The sequence below is a fragment of the Clostridium sp. 001 genome (assembly GCF_019056555.1).
Lineage (GTDB): Bacteria > Bacillota > Clostridia > Clostridiales > Clostridiaceae > Clostridium_B > Clostridium_B ragsdalei.
In genome coordinates this window covers 2,825,727-2,844,651 of the sequence record NZ_CP020473.1, presented here as the reverse complement: position 1 = coordinate 2,844,651, position 18,925 = coordinate 2,825,727, and the positions used below count along the sequence as shown (strand labels likewise).

The 18,925-nt window shown below is 30.9% G+C and carries 17 protein-coding genes and 1 riboswitch; of the genes, 7 read left to right on the top strand and 10 right to left on the bottom strand.

The window, feature by feature from the left end; all coding sequences use genetic code 11:
- Positions 1 to 4: 4 nt before the first annotated feature.
- Positions 5 to 766 carry a LysM peptidoglycan-binding domain-containing protein gene (locus B5S50_RS13305; RefSeq protein WP_065079824.1) on the top strand — a complete coding sequence of 254 codons (762 nt, stop codon included), beginning with the start codon at positions 5 to 7 and terminating at the stop codon, positions 764 to 766.
- A gap of 848 nt (positions 767 to 1,614) precedes the next feature.
- Here the strand turns inward: B5S50_RS13305 and B5S50_RS13300 are convergent.
- From B5S50_RS13300 to B5S50_RS13275, 6 genes are all read right to left on the bottom strand, one after another.
- A complete protein-coding gene (locus B5S50_RS13300; protein WP_217302053.1) occupies positions 1,615 to 2,799 on the bottom strand; it encodes a pyridoxal phosphate-dependent aminotransferase in 1,185 nt (394 codons plus the stop codon).
- A 776-nt stretch (positions 2,800 to 3,575) separates the two neighbouring features.
- Positions 3,576 to 4,709: a DUF1648 domain-containing protein gene (locus B5S50_RS13295; protein WP_217302052.1), complete on the bottom strand. Its 1,134-nt coding sequence runs from the start codon at positions 4,707 to 4,709 to the stop codon at positions 3,576 to 3,578.
- 22 nt (positions 4,710 to 4,731) lie between these two features.
- Positions 4,732 to 5,118, bottom strand: coding sequence for a GntR family transcriptional regulator (locus B5S50_RS13290; RefSeq protein WP_217302051.1), 387 nt, complete (start codon positions 5,116 to 5,118; stop codon positions 4,732 to 4,734).
- A 168-nt stretch (positions 5,119 to 5,286) separates the two neighbouring features.
- The gene (gene larA, locus B5S50_RS13285; RefSeq protein WP_217302050.1) at positions 5,287 to 6,561 is read right to left on the bottom strand and encodes a nickel-dependent lactate racemase; all 1,275 of its coding nucleotides are present in this window, start codon (positions 6,559 to 6,561) and stop codon (positions 5,287 to 5,289) included.
- A gap of 66 nt (positions 6,562 to 6,627) precedes the next feature.
- Positions 6,628 to 7,284, bottom strand: a complete 657-nt coding sequence (locus B5S50_RS13280; RefSeq protein WP_065079817.1) for a methionine ABC transporter permease — start codon at positions 7,282 to 7,284, stop codon at positions 6,628 to 6,630.
- Positions 7,285 to 7,286: 2 nt separating this feature from the next.
- Positions 7,287 to 8,243: a methionine ABC transporter ATP-binding protein gene (locus B5S50_RS13275; protein WP_065079816.1), complete on the bottom strand. Its 957-nt coding sequence runs from the start codon at positions 8,241 to 8,243 to the stop codon at positions 7,287 to 7,289.
- A 79-nt stretch (positions 8,244 to 8,322) separates the two neighbouring features.
- Positions 8,323 to 8,423: riboswitch (SAM riboswitch) on the bottom strand.
- Positions 8,424 to 8,537: 114 nt separating this feature from the next.
- Here B5S50_RS13275 and B5S50_RS13270 point away from each other — a divergent pair.
- The 4 genes from B5S50_RS13270 to B5S50_RS13255 all read left to right on the top strand — a co-directional run bounded on the left by B5S50_RS13270 (position 8,538) and on the right by B5S50_RS13255 (position 11,897).
- Complete coding sequence (locus B5S50_RS13270; protein ID WP_217302049.1) at positions 8,538 to 9,233, top strand: response regulator transcription factor; 696 nt, start codon at positions 8,538 to 8,540, stop codon at positions 9,231 to 9,233.
- Between the two features lie 86 nt (positions 9,234 to 9,319).
- Positions 9,320 to 10,243 carry an ATP-binding cassette domain-containing protein gene (locus B5S50_RS13265; protein ID WP_065079814.1) on the top strand — a complete coding sequence of 308 codons (924 nt, stop codon included), beginning with the start codon at positions 9,320 to 9,322 and terminating at the stop codon, positions 10,241 to 10,243.
- Positions 10,236 to 10,976, top strand: a complete 741-nt coding sequence (locus tag B5S50_RS13260; RefSeq protein ID WP_217302048.1) for an ABC transporter permease subunit — start codon at positions 10,236 to 10,238, stop codon at positions 10,974 to 10,976. The genes B5S50_RS13265 and B5S50_RS13260 overlap by 8 nt, the downstream gene beginning before the upstream one ends.
- Positions 10,977 to 10,994: 18 nt before the next feature.
- On the top strand, positions 10,995 to 11,897 hold the full coding sequence (locus B5S50_RS13255) for a HAMP domain-containing sensor histidine kinase (protein ID WP_065079812.1): 903 nt from the start codon (positions 10,995 to 10,997) through the stop codon (positions 11,895 to 11,897).
- Positions 11,898 to 11,927: 30 nt separating this feature from the next.
- Here B5S50_RS13255 and B5S50_RS13250 read toward each other — a convergent pair whose 3' ends face one another.
- The 4 genes from B5S50_RS13250 to B5S50_RS13235 all read right to left on the bottom strand — a co-directional run bounded on the left by B5S50_RS13250 (position 11,928) and on the right by B5S50_RS13235 (position 15,730).
- Complete coding sequence (locus B5S50_RS13250; RefSeq protein ID WP_217302047.1) at positions 11,928 to 13,730, bottom strand: glycosyltransferase family 2 protein; 1,803 nt, start codon at positions 13,728 to 13,730, stop codon at positions 11,928 to 11,930.
- Positions 13,731 to 13,795: 65 nt separating this feature from the next.
- The gene (locus B5S50_RS13245) at positions 13,796 to 14,440 is read right to left on the bottom strand and encodes a DUF6385 domain-containing protein (RefSeq protein WP_217302046.1); all 645 of its coding nucleotides are present in this window, start codon (positions 14,438 to 14,440) and stop codon (positions 13,796 to 13,798) included.
- A 36-nt stretch (positions 14,441 to 14,476) separates the two neighbouring features.
- Complete coding sequence (locus B5S50_RS13240; RefSeq protein ID WP_217302045.1) at positions 14,477 to 14,680, bottom strand: hypothetical protein; 204 nt, start codon at positions 14,678 to 14,680, stop codon at positions 14,477 to 14,479.
- Positions 14,681 to 14,890: 210 nt separating this feature from the next.
- The gene (locus tag B5S50_RS13235) at positions 14,891 to 15,730 is read right to left on the bottom strand and encodes a DNRLRE domain-containing protein (protein WP_217302044.1); all 840 of its coding nucleotides are present in this window, start codon (positions 15,728 to 15,730) and stop codon (positions 14,891 to 14,893) included.
- A gap of 401 nt (positions 15,731 to 16,131) precedes the next feature.
- Here B5S50_RS13235 and B5S50_RS13230 point away from each other — a divergent pair, with 401 nt between their 5' ends.
- Both B5S50_RS13230 and galU read left to right on the top strand, forming a co-directional pair.
- Positions 16,132 to 17,787 carry a glycosyltransferase 87 family protein gene (locus B5S50_RS13230; protein ID WP_217302043.1) on the top strand — a complete coding sequence of 552 codons (1,656 nt, stop codon included), beginning with the start codon at positions 16,132 to 16,134 and terminating at the stop codon, positions 17,785 to 17,787.
- Between the two features lie 32 nt (positions 17,788 to 17,819).
- Positions 17,820 to 18,689 (top strand): UTP--glucose-1-phosphate uridylyltransferase GalU, encoded by an 870-nt coding sequence (gene galU, locus B5S50_RS13225; protein ID WP_065079808.1) that lies wholly within the window; start codon positions 17,820 to 17,822, stop codon positions 18,687 to 18,689.
- The last annotated feature ends 236 nt before the right edge of the window (positions 18,690 to 18,925 follow it).

Genomic DNA, 18,925 nt, shown 5'->3' with positions numbered 1-18,925 from the left:
ATTTATGAATTTTAAAAAAATCAGGACAATGTTATTTGCCGCATTTCTGTGCACATTATCTTTTACCCAAGTACATGCAGCTAGTTACACTGTAAAACCTGGTGACTCCTTATTTAAAATAGGAGTATTATTTAAAACAAATGCAACTACAATCATTAATGATAATAGTTTAAGTGGAAATAGCATATATCCAGGTCAAGCTCTATATGTTAATTCAAAGACTTATACTGTACAAGCCTCTGACACACTTTACTTGATAGCAAAAAAATTTGGAATATCTCTTGACACTTTAATTGCTGCCAATAGTAATGTAAGCAGTTATATTTACCCTGGACAAGTATTAAACATTCCTGCAGGTTATGTTTTTAATGTAACAACCTCTCCAAAATATATAATTTCCTGTACTGACAGCGAGGTAGATTTGCTTGCAAGACTTGTAACTGCTGAAGCAGAAAGTGAACCTTATACTGCTAAAGTAGCCGTAGCCGCTGCAGTTATAAATAGAGTTCAAAGTTCTCAGTTTCCATCTACACTAAAAGATGTAATATACCAAGTATCCTATGGATATTATCAATTTACTCCAGTATTAAATGGATGGATAAACAAGCCTGCTTCTGATAGTTCTAGAAAGGCTGCTTTAGAAGCATTATATGGTTCTGATCCAACAAAAGGAGCTATTTATTATTTTGATGATTCCACTACAAATAGTTGGCTCTGGTCAAAGCCCATTGCTTTAAGAGTTGGAAAACTGGTATTCACATACTAGAATTTCTAGATTGAAAGTCCACTTATACCAGTTCATATGCTGACAAATTTCATCATACTAAAAACTTTTTATCCGATGACTACTCGCTCTAATACTCCCACTTCTTCTGAAAGTGGGAGTAAAGAGCGACTACGTCCCTGGATAACGATTTCTAAGCATAAGGTGGAGTTAAAACTCAACCTTATGCCAAGAACTCTGTTTATAAGTCTAAAGTTCGGTATTTTGAAAATCTAAAGAAGCTTATATAAACTCGTACCTCAGACATATATAAGCTTCTAAGGTTTTCTAAAATACCTCACTAAGACTTATAAAAAAAGTTTTTAAGTGTGCTTCAATTTTGTCAGCATTATTTTCGGGTATAAGTTCAAATTTCAAACTAGAATACCTCAATATAAATAGTAAAATTTAAAACCCAATTAGCACTTTAGAAAGGCTGCATTCTAGAATTAACGATTTATAGATCGTAAAGTTTAAAGCTAAATCTATAATTACTCAAAATTACTAATTATAAATCTTAGTTGAATTTATAACTTTATCATTTAAATCAAACTGGCAATTTGGATAAACTTAATTATAGAGTTAAGTATCTATATGTAGATTCACAACTTAAAAATCGACTTATACGTAGGCATATTTTTACAATAATGAAGCTCTTTTAAATATTTTGTATATAAGTCTTGGAAAAAATTCTTAAAATTTTAGAACTTTTGAATTGTCTGAGGTACGAGTTTTCAAAAGTCCTTAGATTTTCTAGAATTTTTTGCTTAGACTTATCAAAATATTTAACGAGCTAAAGTTTGTAAAAAATATCCAGAGTATAAGTCGATTTTTTGTTTAGAAACTCTATTCTAGAGATATTTCTTTGCAAGTTTATCAAAACTGTCTAAAGACTTTTCTATTTTATCATAAGAAATGCAATATGAAAGTCTAAAGTGACCAGGACATTTAAAGGATGAACCTGGAACTATTAGCAAGTTAAATTTCTTTGCTTCCTTTGCAAATTCAACATCATCAGCAATTAATGACTTAGGGAATAAATAAAAAGCTCCTTCTGGTTTAACACAAGAAAATCCTATTTTAACAAGATGATTGTATAGTAAGTCTCTATTCTTCTTATATATATTCATATCTACGCTTGAATCCAAACATTTTGCAATTACCCTTTGAAATAAAGATGGTGCATTTACAAAACCTAAAATTCTATTTGCCACATTAAGGGCAGGCATTACATCTTTAAAATCATCCATATCACTACTGCAAACTACATATCCTATTCTCTCACCCGGGAGCGAAAGGGATTTGCTATAAGAATAGCCTACAATAGAATTTCTATAATAATTCAATATGTATGGAACCTTTACTCCATCATATGCTATTTCCCTGTAGGGTTCATCTGAAATTAAGTATATACTAGTACCAAATTGTTCCTGTTTCTTGTCTAAAAGCTGTGATAAATCTTTAATAAGCTTTTCCGAATAAATTATTCCTGTAGGATTGTTTGGTGAATTTATGATTATCGCCTTTGTTTTAGCATTTATAGATTGCTCCAATGCATTTAAATCTGGCTCAAAAGTTTCTGTATTTGAAGGTACTATTACAAGCTTTCCAGCAAAGTTATCTACATAATTCTCATATTCCCCAAAAAAAGGTGAAAATGTAATAACTTCATCTCCTGGATTTAAAAGAGTTTTAAAAATTATATTAAGTCCTCCTGCTGCACCGCAAGTCATTACCAAGTTATTTTCAGTAAGCTTCAAATTGTATTTTTTATTTATGTTTTCTGCAATTTTAGCCCTTACATCTTCATAACCTGAATTGCTCATGTAACCGTGAACCATATTTGGAGATTCCTCGGACATAATTTCACTTACAGCTTTTTTTATATCCTCTGGTGGTTCTACATTTGGATTTCCCAAACTAAAGTCAAATACATTTTCTTCCCCGTAAATCGAAGCTAGTCTCTTTCCTTCTTCAAACATAGCCCTTATTATAGAACTTTTAGATACGTGTTCTTTCATTTTATTGGATATCATAAAAATTGCCCCCTTTTTTCAATTCGTAATTATAGATTCTCAAAATTCAAAGTTAACTTATACAAAGCATGTAGTGACAAATTTCAACACCATAAAAACTTTTGACAAGTCTAAAGCTCAGTATTTTGAAAATCTAAGAACCTTAGCTAAACTCATACCTCAAACAATATCTAAGCCCCTAAGATTTTCTAAAATACTTCGCTAAGACTTATGGAAAAGTTTTTAAAGGTGTTCTCAATTTTGTCATTACATTTTATGTATAAGTTTAAACTTCGATTAGGATCTCTATAAACATAAAGTTAAGAGCTGAAAGTAAAGGTCAATTTTCCAAAGTGTTAATAGAAGAAAATCATTCATAGCCCTCAACTTTCAATTTTTAACTATATTTTATCATTATATAAAATATTTTAGCACATCAACTTGCAAATGTGAAACTTTAAGCGATTTATAGTTTTAAGGTGAATTTATTCCAAAGTATATAATAATAATTTTCAATTAGAATATCCATGAATTTTCTAACTTAAAAAACAACTTATGTGTAGTCATATTTTTACAATAATCAAGCTCATTTAAATGTTTTGTCTATAAGCCTTGGAAAAAATTTTTAAAAAATCTAGAACTTTTGAATTGTCTGAGGTACGAGTTTTCAAAAGTTCTCAGTATTTTTTTAAGTTTTTTACCTAGGCTTATCAAAATATTTAATCGAGCTTGTGGTTGTAAAAATATCCGAAGTATAAGTTGTTTTTTACTTAGAATTCCTATAGAGATTCTAAGTATTACTTTCCACTAAATACAGCAAAAACTATAGTTACAATTATAATCACAATACTTCCTATATATATCGCCATTCCAAGTGGTCTGCCTGCATTTATAGTCCAGCCTATGCCAAATCTTTTTTCTACAAATAAGGATGGATCATTCTTGTTATAATATATACTATTTCCCAGTACCCAGCACTTATCATCATCTTTATCTCCAAAATTGGATTTGGCATTTTCACCATCACCTTTAAATCTTATATTGCTTCCACCCTGTCCAATCTTTAAGGATAAAGCTATACTTCCTAAAATTGTAATTAATATAAAAGCTAATATTATGATGTTTGAAAAAGTATTACTTACATTAAATATTCTAAATATCTGAACAGTAGCAACAGTTAATAGAAGATTAGTCACTACAGCAAAGGTAACCATATACATGGACCAGCTTCTTCTAAATATACTGTTTTTCCTTACAGATGCTTCTGGATCTATAGAACTAATCTGCTGTTTTGACCATCCAATTCCCTTATAGACTATAAAAAACATAAAAGTAGTAAAAATCTGAGTAAGTGGCATTTCCCAAATTAGAAACCTGGATTTAAATTGATATCCTGTTACATTGCCGGAAAAATCCCAGTGTGTAGGGATTTTATAAGGTAGAGAATCATAATTCATATATCCTAAAATTATATTTACTATAATGATAGCTGCAGGTATTAAGAAAAACCAAGCTGATACAAGCACATTGCTTTTGCTTCTAGAAAAGCTAGTGTCTACAGTTACAACTTGTTTTTTGCCTTGAAACCACAACTTTTGTGATTTAAGATTTTTCATAGCTCTGTTTGATATAAGATATATTAGAAAAATTATAAATACAAAGGCAAAAGTAGTAAACAAAATCATACCTACGTTTAAAAAACTATAATTTAACACACTAAATAGAATAATAAAGGGAATTCCTATAATTAAATTATTCTTTACAAATTGTGCTTTTATATGCTTAATTTCATCTGAATCAATCTTATCTTCAGGAATTCTCACTCCAAATACAATTTCTTTTCTCGTAAATTTAGGAGTCAACATATTGATTACGAGTATTATCACAAAAATAAAAAATAAATATATACACATAAACAAATTATCTTTCATTTAATTTCACCAACCTTAGTAGTTATTTATCTTTTTTAATATATTGCTTAAATATATCAGAACACAGATCCAAAATATCTTCCATATTTTTTCCCCTTAAATGAGCTTCACATATCAAGTAAGTAAATTCTTCCTTAAGTTTTTTGTCAAACTCCTCCGTACTTTCAGGAAACGTTCCACTTACTACAGCTCCTGTTCTCCTATCTACATTCAAGTAACCATCTGACTTTAACGCATTATATGCTTTGTTTACTGTATGAAGATTTATTCCAATGTCTTCTGCCAGTTGTCTTACAGAAGGAAGGCTCTCTCCTAATTTCAGATTACCAGAGGCTATTCCTTCTATTATTTGCCTCCTAAGCTGTTCATATATAGGCATTTCCGATTCAAAATCTATTTGAACTAACATAGCGTCCCTCCTTTTCTATTTGTTATATATAATATATAACAAATAGAAAACATGTGCAATAGTTTTTTTACATTTTTTTGTGGGAAATTAAAAGTTAATGAAATGCAAAAAAATAAAGGCCATTTCATAATGAATTTTTGTTCATTACACAATAGCCTTTTTAAGTTTTTATTCTACAATTACTCCTAGTCCATCTGGTATAACCACAACTTTAGCATCTTTCCCCATAATATCATATGCCCTTTCTAGAGCTTCTTCAAAAGTATCTGCCTGCTGCATATGCATATTCCTTATTATTTTAGGATCACACATATCTGTTACAACAATTACTGTATGTTTTGAAAGTATACTCGCAAGCATCTGAGATGCCCACTGATCAGGTACAGTTTTATTCCTGGGAACCTTTGAAACTTTTTTTAAGAATTCTTCTGGAGTATTTAAATTAGCTAAATTGTTATAAAAGGTTTCTCCACCATGACCTTGACTGCAAGCAGACACCATTATTATTACACCGCCATCCCTGCAATTGGCTTCAGCTGCTGCCATCCCCTTAACAGATTGATATATATTTTGATCAAGTGGATACCCTCCATTAGTAGAAATAGAAATATCACCTACTAATTTACTCACTTTTGATAAATTATGCACAAATTCACAGCCTTTTACATGGGCATCATTCGTATCTCCTGCAAAAGCATTTATTATCTTTTTATCTTCATCTAGTGCTACATTTATTATGAAAGCCAATCCTGCCTTTTTAGCTGCATATAGCATGTCCTTATGAACAGGATTACCCTTTAAATTTCCAACTCTTGCAGAAGGATGTGCTACAAATTCAGCACAGTGATTTGCCAGGATGGTCTTGGCAGAGGCTATTCCAGGCAGTACACTTTTTCTACCTCCTGAAAAGCCAGCAAAACAATGTGATTCTATAAACCCCTCTGCAATTAGAAGATCTGCTTCAACTGCAAGTTTATTTACTATAAGTTCACCACCAGATGGTAATGTACCGATTTTTACCAGATTGTCTTCATTCTGCGCATCATGTACTACTATCTTTTCATTTTTTACTATATCTTCTCCATATTTATCTATGAGTTCCCGCCTAGTAGTAGCTCTATGAAGACCTGTAGCTATTAATATAGTAATATTAGCATCAGAATTTGTACTCCTTATTCTTCTCAAAAGTGCAGGCATAATAATTTTACTAGGAACAGGTCTTGTATGATCGCTGCTTATTATAACTATATTTTTTTTATTCTCAGCCAATTGTTCAAGTCTTGGTGAGCTTATAGGATTATCAAGGGCTTTTTCCACTATTTCCAATTGACCAAGCTCTGCTTTATATTGGTTTGCTTTTGATTCAAGTACCCCAAGTAAGTTGTTGTCATCTATTTCAGCTTCTATTATTTTTTTATGGTATGGTAATTCTATTTTAGCCATTCTAATTTCCTCCCATAAATATATTTTTAAAGTGACTCTACAATAATTACTTTACCAAACAAATAATTATTTGTTTAGCTTTTTATATATAAGATTTCCTATAGTTTGAAGTACCTGGACAAAAATTATGAGTATTATTACAGTGTATACCATTATGTCAGTTTGAAATCTATAATATCCATACTTTACTGCCACATCTCCAAGTCCACCTCCGCCTACTGTACCTGCCATAGCTGAACATCCAACTACACTTATTACAGTGAGTGTTATACCAAGCACTATAGATGGCAGTGCCTCTTTAATCATAACTTTAAATATTATCTGCATATTACTTGCACCAAACGATTTTGCAGCTTCTATTATTCCCGGATCTATTTCTTTAAGTGAAGATTCAATTACCCTCGATGCAAAAGGTGCTGCTGCTATTGTAATAGGAACTATTGCTGCTGTTGTACCTATGGTTTTTCCAACAATAAGCTTTGTAAAAGGAAAAATTGCTATCATAAGTATTATAAAAGGAAATGATCTCAATAAATTTACTATTACATCCAATACCTTGTAGACTACTTTATTAGGCTTTAATCCACCAGGTTCAGTTACAACTAGCAAAATAGCAGGTATAAATCCTATAATTACTGCAAGTATTGTAGAAACTATAACCATATAAAATGTTTGTCCAATAGCAGGAAGTAGTATTTCCTGAAATGTTTCACTAAATCCCATGTTTACTCTACCTCCCAGTTAACATTTTTTGAAGAAAGATAATTACATATACTTTCCTTGTCTTTATCATTTACATTTATAACCAGACTTCCTAAAACATCACTGCGGAATCTTTCAAGTTTTCCCCATACTATAGAAAACTTTATATTCAAATCTATAGCCATAGAGGTTATTAAATTGTCCTGGCTTATTTCCTTAGGAAAGAATATTCTTATGTTTATACCTTCATCTGGAAGTAAACTATCATTTCCAAGCAGCTTCTTTAGATTTTTTCCTGGTTTTAAAAATATTTCTTCTACATTTCCAGAAGTTTTGATTTCACCTTCATCTATAATAGCGATTTTACTACATATTTCTTTTATAACTTCCATTTGATGGGTTACAACTACTATGGTTATTTTAAATTCATTGTTTATTTTTCTCAAAAGCTCAAGTATTGACTTAGTAGTATTTGGGTCAAGTGCAGATGTGGCTTCGTCACAAAGTAGTATACTTGGATTTAGCGCCAAAGCTCTTGCAATAGCTACTCTTTGCTTTTGTCCACCACTTAATTCAGACGGCATGCTCTTTGCTTTATCACTAAGGCCTACTAAATTTAATAATTCCTTTACCCTAGTTTTTATTTTACTTTTTTCTAATCCCCAGACTTCAAGTGGAAGTGATATATTATCATATACATTTTTTCTGTTTAATAAATTAAAATTTTGAAATATCATTCCCAAGTTTTTTCTAAAAGTCCTTATTTCTTTACCTTTTAAGTCTTTTACTTCTTTACCCATTACCTTTATGCTTCCTGTGTCATAGCTTTCAAGACCATTCAAGCACCTTAAAAGTGTAGATTTTCCAGCACCACTGTGGCCAACTATTCCAAATATTTCACCTTCTTGTATATGAAGATTTATACTTTTCAGCACACTTTTATTGTTAAAACTTTTGCCTACATTATTAATATCTATCAATATTCTTTACCCTCCCATATCAATTTTAAGAAAAAATAAAAGCCTGAGAAAAATCTCAGACTTAGTTAACTTAAAATTTCTCTCATCTTTCAGCTATCGCTGCAGGATTTAGCACCATTATACACTGTACTGGTTGCTGGATTTCATAGGGCCCGTTCCCTCAATCACTCTTGATAAGTTCAAGATTTATATTTAATTATGCTTTTAATTATAGACGTGACCATTTATTATGTCAATACACCCTATCTAAAAATGTTATAATTGTCTTAACTCAAAAACTCTGGAGGAATACCTATGAACAAAAATATAAACATTTTAATAGTAGAAGATGATACAGATATAAATAAGTTATTATGCAGGATACTAGAAAAAAATAATTACAATGTCCGCGGGGCTTTTTCAGGTACTGAAGCTGAAATGTGCATTGAAAAATATGACTTTCAGCTAATTTTACTTGACTTGATGCTCCCTGGTATTACAGGAGAAAAGCTTATAGAAAAAATACGAAAGATTAAAACTATGCCTGTCATTGTAATATCTGCAAAAACAGCTCAAGAAACAAAAATTCAAGTTTTAAAACTAGGAGCAGATGATTTCATATCAAAACCTTTCGATGTAGAAGAAGTACTGGCAAGAGTTTGTGCACAACTTAGAAGATATATGATATTTTCAAACTCAAATGAAAAACAAAACATATTAACCTATAAAAATATGACCTTAGATCGGGAAAATCACAAAGTTTTTATAAGTTCTCAGGAAGTAATATTAACTATAAGGGAGTTTTGTATACTAGAACTTCTAATGTCTTACCCCAAAAAAGTATTTACAAAAGCTAATTTATTTGAACATGTATGGAAAGATAAATTTATAAGCGATGATAACACCATAAATGTGCATATGAGCAACCTTCGCTCTAAAATAGCTAAAATTGACCCGGACACAGAATACATACATACCGTTTGGGGAATAGGTTTTAAGATGAAAGATTAAACTTAATGATTTCTTAAGTTTTTCTTTAATGTATCTTGCTGATTTTGTTCTAATATAAAATCAACAAGAAAATGGAGGTTGATATCATGAATGATTTAGTACTTCATACAAAAAATCTTACTAAAAAATACAAAAATCACAAGGCACTTGATAATGTAAATATTAAGATAAGTAAAGGTGACATATACGGTCTTGTAGGCAAAAATGGCGCTGGCAAGACAACCCTTATGAGAATAATAACAGGTCTTTCTTTGCAAGATAACGGTGATATAGAATTATTTTCAAAAACAAGCAAAGACGAATTAAACAAAGAGCGAATGAGAACAGGATGCATAATAGAAACACCCAGCTTTTTTCCTTATCTCTCAGGCAAAAAAAATCTTGAATACTATAGAATTCAAAAAGGAATTCCTGAAAAAGACTGTGTGGATAAAGTACTTAATACAGTAGGTCTTTCGGATACAGGTAATAAAAAATTCAAACATTATTCTCTTGGCATGAAGCAGCGTCTTGGCCTGGCCCTAGCTTTAATTGCAAGTCCAGATTTTTTAATTTTAGACGAACCTATAAATGGTCTTGATCCTGTTGGTATAGTGATGTTTAGAGATATATTAAAAAAATTAAATAGAGAAAAAAGTACAACTATATTAATTTCGAGCCACATTTTAGGGGAACTTTCTCAGCTTGCCACCACTTATGGCTTTATAGATAATGGGAAACTCATAGAACAAATTTCCGCAAAGGACTTAGAGGAAAAATGCAGGGAATATTTGTCGGTAAAAGTAGACGATGCAGCTCATGCTTCTCTTATACTTGAAAAGAATTTAAACTGTACTTCCTATCAAGTGCTTCCTGAGAACGAAATTAAGATTTTTAAATACCTGGATAAGCCTGAAATGGTAAGTGAAGCTTTTATAAAAAATGGCATTAAAGTATATTCCATAAGTAAGACATCTGCAAATTTAGAAAATTACTTCATGGATTTAATTGGAGGTGGCATCAATGCTTAATTATATAAAAGCTGAACTTTACAAAGGTTTAAATAGACTTTCTTATAAAGTTACTCTATTAGTCTTAGTTTTACTATCAGTGAGCGCAAATGCACTATTTACAGGTCCTAAGGTCACAGCTTTGGAATCTATGTATATGGCCATGAGCTGTCTTCCTGCAGTAGCTTTTCTAGTTATGATGTATATTGATGTCACAGAAGAGTTAAAGGATAAAACCTTAAGAAATGTAATGGTTTCAGGCTTATCAAGAGAAAAACTATATATTTCAAAAGTAATTATTCCTATAATTATATCTTTTATAACCTGCACATTGGTATTAATTTTTTTTGTAGGAAGCACCTTTTTATTTCTTAAACCCGGAAATTTAAGCCCTGTAATTTTAATAAACTTATCATTAAGGATTTTATGCGCCATACCGCTTTATATAGCTGCAATTAGTTTTGGTGTATTCCTCAGCTTTATTTTAAAAAATCAATATGCATTTGCCTATACTTATGCAGCTATATTTGCTTTAATGGGCAATTTTATAAAATTACTTTGTGCACTTGTATCCAATAAATTTTATGGAATTTACAACCTTTTAATTACTACTAACATAAGTGTACTAACTCCAATAAAAAATCCAAACTTAACTTCACTGCAAATGCTCCACTCTGCAGGACTGGGATTTGCATATACTATTATTTTTACTATAATAGGTATTATAATATTTAAAAAAATGGAAATCAAATAACTTGAAAGGGTGATACATATGTACTTGTTTATTATAATTTTATTAGGAATTTTAGCAGGTATAAGTATCACCCTGCTTTTTCTTACAAAAAGTGAGATCAAACATATAACTGGCAGCCTGAAGAAAATAAACGACATAGATACAAACCAAAAAGTGACATTGTCCTTTCAAAACCGCAGTCTTCAAAATTTAGCCCGGGAAATAAATAAAAATATAGACAAAAAACAGCAGACAGAAGTAAAGTACAAACATATGGACATGGAGCTCAGGCAGGCTATAGCAAATATTTCCCATGACCTGCGTACTCCTCTTACCTCCATTATAGGATATATTCAACTTATAAAAAGTGATGACCTATCAAAGGATGAAAAAAATGAATATATAGACATCATACTAAACCGTGCAAAATCTTTAAAAATGCTTATAGCAGGTTTTTTTGACCTATCAAGACTTGAAGCTAATGAATATGCTTTTGAATTAGAGTCTATCTCACTTTCAAATATACTCTGTGAACTAATAGCATCTTTTTACAACGATTTTACAAATAAAGAAATTGAACCTTTAATTGAAATTGATGAAAGTGTACCTGAAATTATAGGGGATGAAAATGCAATAAGACGTGTATTTTCAAATCTCATTCAAAATGCTTTAAAACACGGTGATAAGTTTATTTCCGTATCTCTAAAAAAGGATGAAAATTACATTGTAACTTCATTTACAAATAATGCTAATAACTTAAATCCAGATGATATAGATCACCTATTTGAAAGATTTTTTACAGGAGATCGAACGAGAACAGGCAAAAACACTGGATTGGGTCTTGCCATAACAAAAGCCTTGGTTGAACAAATGGGACATAGCATTACTGCTAATTTTAAAGACAACAAACTAAGTATAATTATAAAGTGGAAAATTTCTTAATTTAAATTTGATATAAGGGGGCTCGCCCCCTTATAAGCATTTTTTCATCATTTCAAGAGCTTCTACATCAGTCTTATCGTATATTTTTATAGATCGTACAAGCTCCTTATAAGCTAGTTTTGGATATCCATTTTTATAATAAAGTTTTCCCAGATATAATAAAACATCCTGATTCTCAATTAAGTTTAAAAGTTGAAGACCCTTTTCAAATTCATCAAAACAATTTATTTTTAACAAAATGGCAAGCAGATTAAATATAAGTTCACAGAAATCCTTTGAATCCTCAGTATCTTCTGAGAGGTCTGTACACTCTCTTCCTTCCAATAAATCCTTAAACTTCATATATATCATATACTTTTTATTGTCAGGTATATCCTTAGGCTCATCTGTCAATACGTCTTTAGTGGATACGGTGTCATCAAAGGTATTGCAAAGTATAGTATAATAAAAAGCCTTATCTATAAATTCCTCTGAACTTATCTTTTTTAGAAAGCCATAAGCGTCCTTAAATTTTTTCTGATAAAACAAACAAACTCCCTTATAGTAATATATTTTAGACCTGTTAATTTCATCTTTACATATTCTATCAGCTCTATCTGCATATTCATATGCAATATCAAACTTATTTTGACCATAAAATACATCTGATAAAACTAAATATATATTTGGATCCGAACTTTTATCAACATAACCGTCAAACCTAGATTTCATTTCATTTACAGAAGCCTTTTTAGCCGCCATTATTTCACAGAATTTATAAATAGCCTTCACATATCCTGGTTTCATCTTTAATATCTTATCACAATAATAAAGGGACGAGTCATTATCTCCTAGATATAAATATATGCTGCACAAAACCATATAGCTTCTATAGGAGCCCACTCCAACTAATTCATTTATCTGAATAGGAGGTTCCCCCATCTTAATACATTTTTTTAGTGAACTTATGGCCTTAAGATACTTTTTTTTACTAATAAAAGTATTGCCTCTTATAAATTCTAAGTCTGTAAAATTAGGATAATATTTTAACCCTTGATCAACAAACTTATATTCTTCTGCAAAATTTTCAAGTATTTGATTACAGGAAACAATCCTCAATATGAGTTTAGAACTAAAGCCTTCCATTGGATTAAACTGTTCATAGCTTTTCATATAGTATTTCAATGCCTTTTTATAATCTTCTTTAGCATAGTACTCATTTCCCATATTAAATAACATAAATCCATTGTGAGGATGCTTATCCAGCTCCTTTTGAATTATAGCCATATTTCTCTGCCTTTTATCTTTGGATTTCACAATTTCATTTAAATATCCATAATGATAAAATCTTATATTTTCAATTTTTATATCATCCTTACTAATAATGTGCTCTGGTGGAGGTATAAGCTGTTCATGTATGTCACCTACAAACTTGTACCCTTTTCTATTTTTCACAAGTCTTACATTCAAATTAAGGGTAACATCACCGCTGCTTATATTATCTCCTGAATAGCTTAAAGTTTGCATAAAATATACATTAGTTTTGCTATTTTTATCGTTAGTTAATTTAAGAAGCTTATTTGTATCCTCTTTTTCAAATTCATCATCTGCATCCATTATAAGAATCCAATCTTTCTCAGCCTTCTCCAATGCACAATTTCTTGCATTAGAAAAGCTGTTATCCCATTTATAATAAAAAATCTTTGCGCCATATTTTTTAGCAACTTCTACAGTAGAATCAGTAGATCCCGTATCCACAATTATAATCTCATCTACAAAGTGTTTTACACTCCCAAGACATCTTCCAAGGACATCTTCTTCATTTTTAACTATCATGCACAAACTTATGGGCACATCTATAAACCTCCTTTTTAGAGTTCTATTAATATGGTGCTGCCTAAAAGGCAGCACCAATATAACTAAACTCTTCCATTAAAATAAGCTTCAAGATTAGCGGTATTAGTTCCCGTATCATAATAAAGCCTTGTATAATTCATATAATACTTGGTAGTTAAAACTGTAGCACTACCTTTCTCAAGTGTTACCGGACTAACATCATTTACAAAATAGGAGTCCGTATCAGTTGGGGAAACTTGCAGCACTACTGTAATTGCATTTGCAGCATCATTATTCTTAATATAATAAGAGTACATTGATTGCTGAGAAGTATCCTGCTGAAGTACCGATTTTATGCCTGTTCCTGTGGTTATGGCAGTGCTGGTTGCAGTAAATCCAACTCCAGTAGTTACTGAACTTACAGTACCTGCTACTGTTACTGTTCCTACTGTTACAGCTACTGTATTTCCTACACTTACGGTTCCTTCCACTGTTACTGTATTTCCTACACTTACAGTACCTGCTACTGTTACTGTTCCCACTGTTACAGCTACTGTATTTCCTACGCTTACGGTTCCTTCCACTGTTACTGTATTTCCTACACTTACAGTACCTGCTACTGTTACTGTTCCCACTGTTACAGCTACTGTATTTCCTACGCTTACAGTTCCTTCCACTGTTACTGTATTTCCTACACTTACAGTACCTGCTACTGTTACTGTTCCCACTGTTACAGCTACTGTATTTCCTACACTTACGGTTCCTTACACTGTTACTGTATTTCCTACACTTACAGTACCTGCTACTGTTACTGTTCCCACTGTTACAGCTACCGTATTTCCTACAGTTACAGTTCCTGCTACTGCTAAATTACCACCCGATATAGTTAAAGCCTCAGCTTTGTTTGTACTACTATTATAAGCATACATTTGGGTTTTCAAATCACTAGCTGTGCCATTAAATATCAAATTATTAGGCCTGAATTCCCATCTCCTCTTTATGGTTTAATTGATTTGAATGGGCCTTATTTTTCAGGCCTACTAATATGTTATTCTTTCATCTATTAATTGTGATACATTTTATCCGATGACTACCTACTGTAACACTCACACTAAGTAAGATTTATTTATATTTTCTACAGCTTTAGCCTAGGAAAGTGGATATATACCCGAAACTTTCTATTGATAAACCTGACATATAAAGTTAAGTTTTGCAGATGCAAATCCAGAACAATTGAACTTCACCCTATAATATTTTCCATAGTATTTAGCTATTAAAACTTGTGACTTATTGGCTCCAACAACCACTCCTGTATCTTCAATCCAGTGTTTTGAATCTACACTTACTTCTACTACTGCCTTAATTTCCACACCGCTAGTATTTTCAATAAAAAATGTACCATTTATAATACGTTCTACATTTACTATAGGTGAACGTGCTGTATTAAAAATCTTTAACTCCCAATACTTTTCTACAACATTTACAATCTTCTGGTCGTGGTTTATTTTTGAAGAACAAATCACTAATTTAGGTGCACCTTCATAATTAGGGTTTGAATTTGAGGAAAAGTTAGCAAGTGCCCTGTGTTTTTCACCAGATTTTAAAACTAATCCATTGTTCTTTATAGAATTATCATGCCACTCATCAAACATATGAGTTATATCTACATGAATAATTCCATGAGAGTTTTTATTTAACTCAAACTTTACCTGTTTTTCATAATACTCAGGCTGATTTTCAAATGAAGTATTTAGATCAAAGTCCTCCTTAAGTGGGTGTACATAAAAATTTGTTTTAGAATGCGGTATATTAATTTTATTTAAGTATATTTCTAGTTCTGCAGAATCTACAACTATATTTTCAGATATGTCATTTATATTAAAATACATATAAGTTCTATATGTATTTTTCCCTGTAAACCCAACCTTTAACTCATTATCCTCTACATAATTTTTAGAATTTGAATTCGTTATTGTAATACATTTTTTACATAGAATTTGTGTTTTTTCACAAGGCATACAATTCCCCCCTCATAACTAGAATATGTGTAAAGCTTAAAAAGGCTTACAAAGTTTATCTTTTTTTAAGCCTTTTTTAAGTTTCATGAGCCAAAATATAGTTAACTAAACTTTTTAATTAATAGTTAAGAATGAAGAATTAATAGTTAATGTGGATTTTTTTCCGTTACACTACAAAAAATCTTTGATTAAGCTTTTCACCACTCGTTTCGCTAAAGCGAAACATTTCTGATTTATATAAATTTAAAGATTTTTTGCGACAGCTAAAAATCATCCTTCACTATTAATTTTTCATTATTAATTCTTAACTTGCGAAGCTTTTCTTTGCAAAGTTTTTATATTAATTCAAAATTTTATATGTGCAAAAGTTGAGTATTCAACTTCTAAGAGAGGAGAGTGAAATGATAACAATGTTTCCAAAAAAGAATTTATTTAAGGTAGGTCTTATTTTTCTAATATTACTATCCGCATTTTTTTGTATTTACAGTATAAAAAATTACAAAGCAAATACTATTACATCTAAAAACAACGTACAGCAATTTAGCAATAATAAAAGCAACAAAAACATACCTGTTCCAAAAGATAATACTAAATTTTCAAATGGAACCAGGTACGGTGAAAAAAATAACATTCAAAAGCAGCCAGGTAATAATATGAATTTTGGCAAAGATAGCAGTAAGAGATCTGAAAATGGTACACATCAAATGCCTGGTGGAGGTATGGGAGGAGGCCTTTCATCTACCAAAAGCAAATATGCACCTTTTTTAACCTTATATTTAATAGCATTTCTAATTTTGTGTGCTGGAGCTTTCTACTTTATAACTCGTAGAGATTTAAAAATAAATAGAAATAATATAAAAATATTGATTTTTTCATTATTGTGTATAGGACTATTTTTAAGAATTTCATTATCTACAGTTATGGAAGGATACGGCGGAGATATAAATTTATTTAAAGATTGGGCATCAACTGCAGCAAATAGTTTTTCTCAATTTTATACAAATGCAAGATCTGGCGACTATCCACCTTTATATATGTATGTACTATTTTTAATTGGTAAGATTGCAAGTATAAGTTCAATTAATCCATATTACACACTACTTTTGAAACTTCCATCAATAGCAGCTGATGTGATTACAGCTTATTTTATATACAGGTTAGCTAAAAAGTATTTATCACTAGAATTCAGTATTCTCCTTAGTGCATTTTACATTTTTAACCCGGTTACTTTTATAGACTCTGCACTTTGGGGACAAGTAGATTCTTTCTTTACACTAATTATAGTACTGTCACTGTTTTTGTTATCGGAAAGGAAGACGGTCCTGTCATCTATAGCTTTTACCTGTGCAGTGCTTATGAAACCTCAGGGAATTATATTTTTACCGGTTCTATTATTTGAACTAGTACGGGAAAGGGATTTAAAAATATTTATAAAATCAGTAATTGCGGGTATTATCACAGCTTTAGTTATAATATTACCTTTTTCCTACAACCAAAATGCCCTGTGGATATTTAAATTATATTCAAAAACTATATCAGAGTACCCTTATGCTTCTGTAAATGTATTTAACTTTTTTAATTTAATTGGAGCGAATTACAAAAAGATTTCAGAAGTGTTTTTTATATTTAACTATCAAATTTGGGGAATGATTGCAATAACTGCAATTACTTTATCTTGCTGGTACTTATATGCAAAGAACAAAAACAGGATGTTTGTCTTTGCTGCAGCACTTGTCCAAATTTCAGGTGTTTTCACATTTTCTACAGGAATGCATGAAAGGTATTTGTTTCCTGCTGCTGCATTATCAGTTATAAGCTTTATATACCTAAAAGATAAAAGACTGTTAACTCTAGCAGTTGGATATACTATAACAATTTACACCAATATTTATTATATTTTATTTGGTGGTTCAAGAGGAATGAATTCAGATTCTCACAGTTTAATAATAGATGCTATTTCACTGCTGAACATTATTTTGTTTATATATCTTATGAAAATATTAATAGATAATATGAATTTAATTCACAATTCACGATCCACATTTCACAATTGTTGAGTTAAGCAAATAATAGAAAGGACGTGTAACTCATGAAAATTAAAAAAGCAATAATTCCTGCTGCAGGACTCGGTACAAGATTTCTTCCTGCTACAAAGGCTCAACCTAAAGAAATGATGCCTATAGTAGACAAGCCAACAATTCAATATATAGTTGAAGAAGCTGTATCTTCTGGAATTGAGGAAATATTAATAATAACAGGCAAAAATAAGAAATCTATTGAAGATCATTTTGACAAATCCGTAGAACTTGAAGATCAACTTAAAAAGAATAATAAAACCACTTTATTAAAGTTAGTTCAAAACATATCAAACATGGTAGATATATATTATACAAGGCAAAAAGAACCTAAAGGATTAGGTCATGCCATAAGCCTTGCTAAAAATTTTGTAGAAGATGAACCTTTTGCAGTTATGTTAGGCGATGACATAGTTGACAGCAAAACACCTTGCCTCAAGCAGCTTATAGATTGTTATGATAACTACAATACTTCTATTTTAGGCGTTCAGCCTGTAAAGGAAGAAGCTATATCAAAATACGGTATTATAAGTGGCATTGAAGTTGAAAAGGGAACTCTTAAAGTCAAAGATATGGTAGAAAAGCCAACAGCCCAGGAAGCTCCTTCAAATATTGCAATTCTAGGGAGATATATTATAACTCCAAAAATATTTGAAATACTTGAAAAAACCAAACCAGATAAAAAAGGAGAAATACAGCTAACAGATGCCCTAAAAGAACTTGTAAAAACTGAGGCAATATACGGATATTGTTTTGAAGGACAAAGATATGATGCAGGAGATAAATTTGGTTTTCTCCAGGCAAATATACACTATGCACTAAAAAATAATGTCTTAAAAGATGAGCTTTTAGAATATTTATCTACAATTAAAACTGCACTTTAGGAAAGCTCTAAGTAGAAATTTCAAGTCATATAAAAACATGCTGACAAATTTCATCACACTAAAAACTTTTTATCCGATGACTACTCACTCTAATACTCCCACTTCTGCAAGCTATACATTGCACATAAGTTTGGAATTTAATTGGTAAGTAACGTATACAGAGCCAAAACATACATTTGAACATTGATAAATAAATATATTAATATGCATATAAGATTAAATATTTCAGGAGGCTT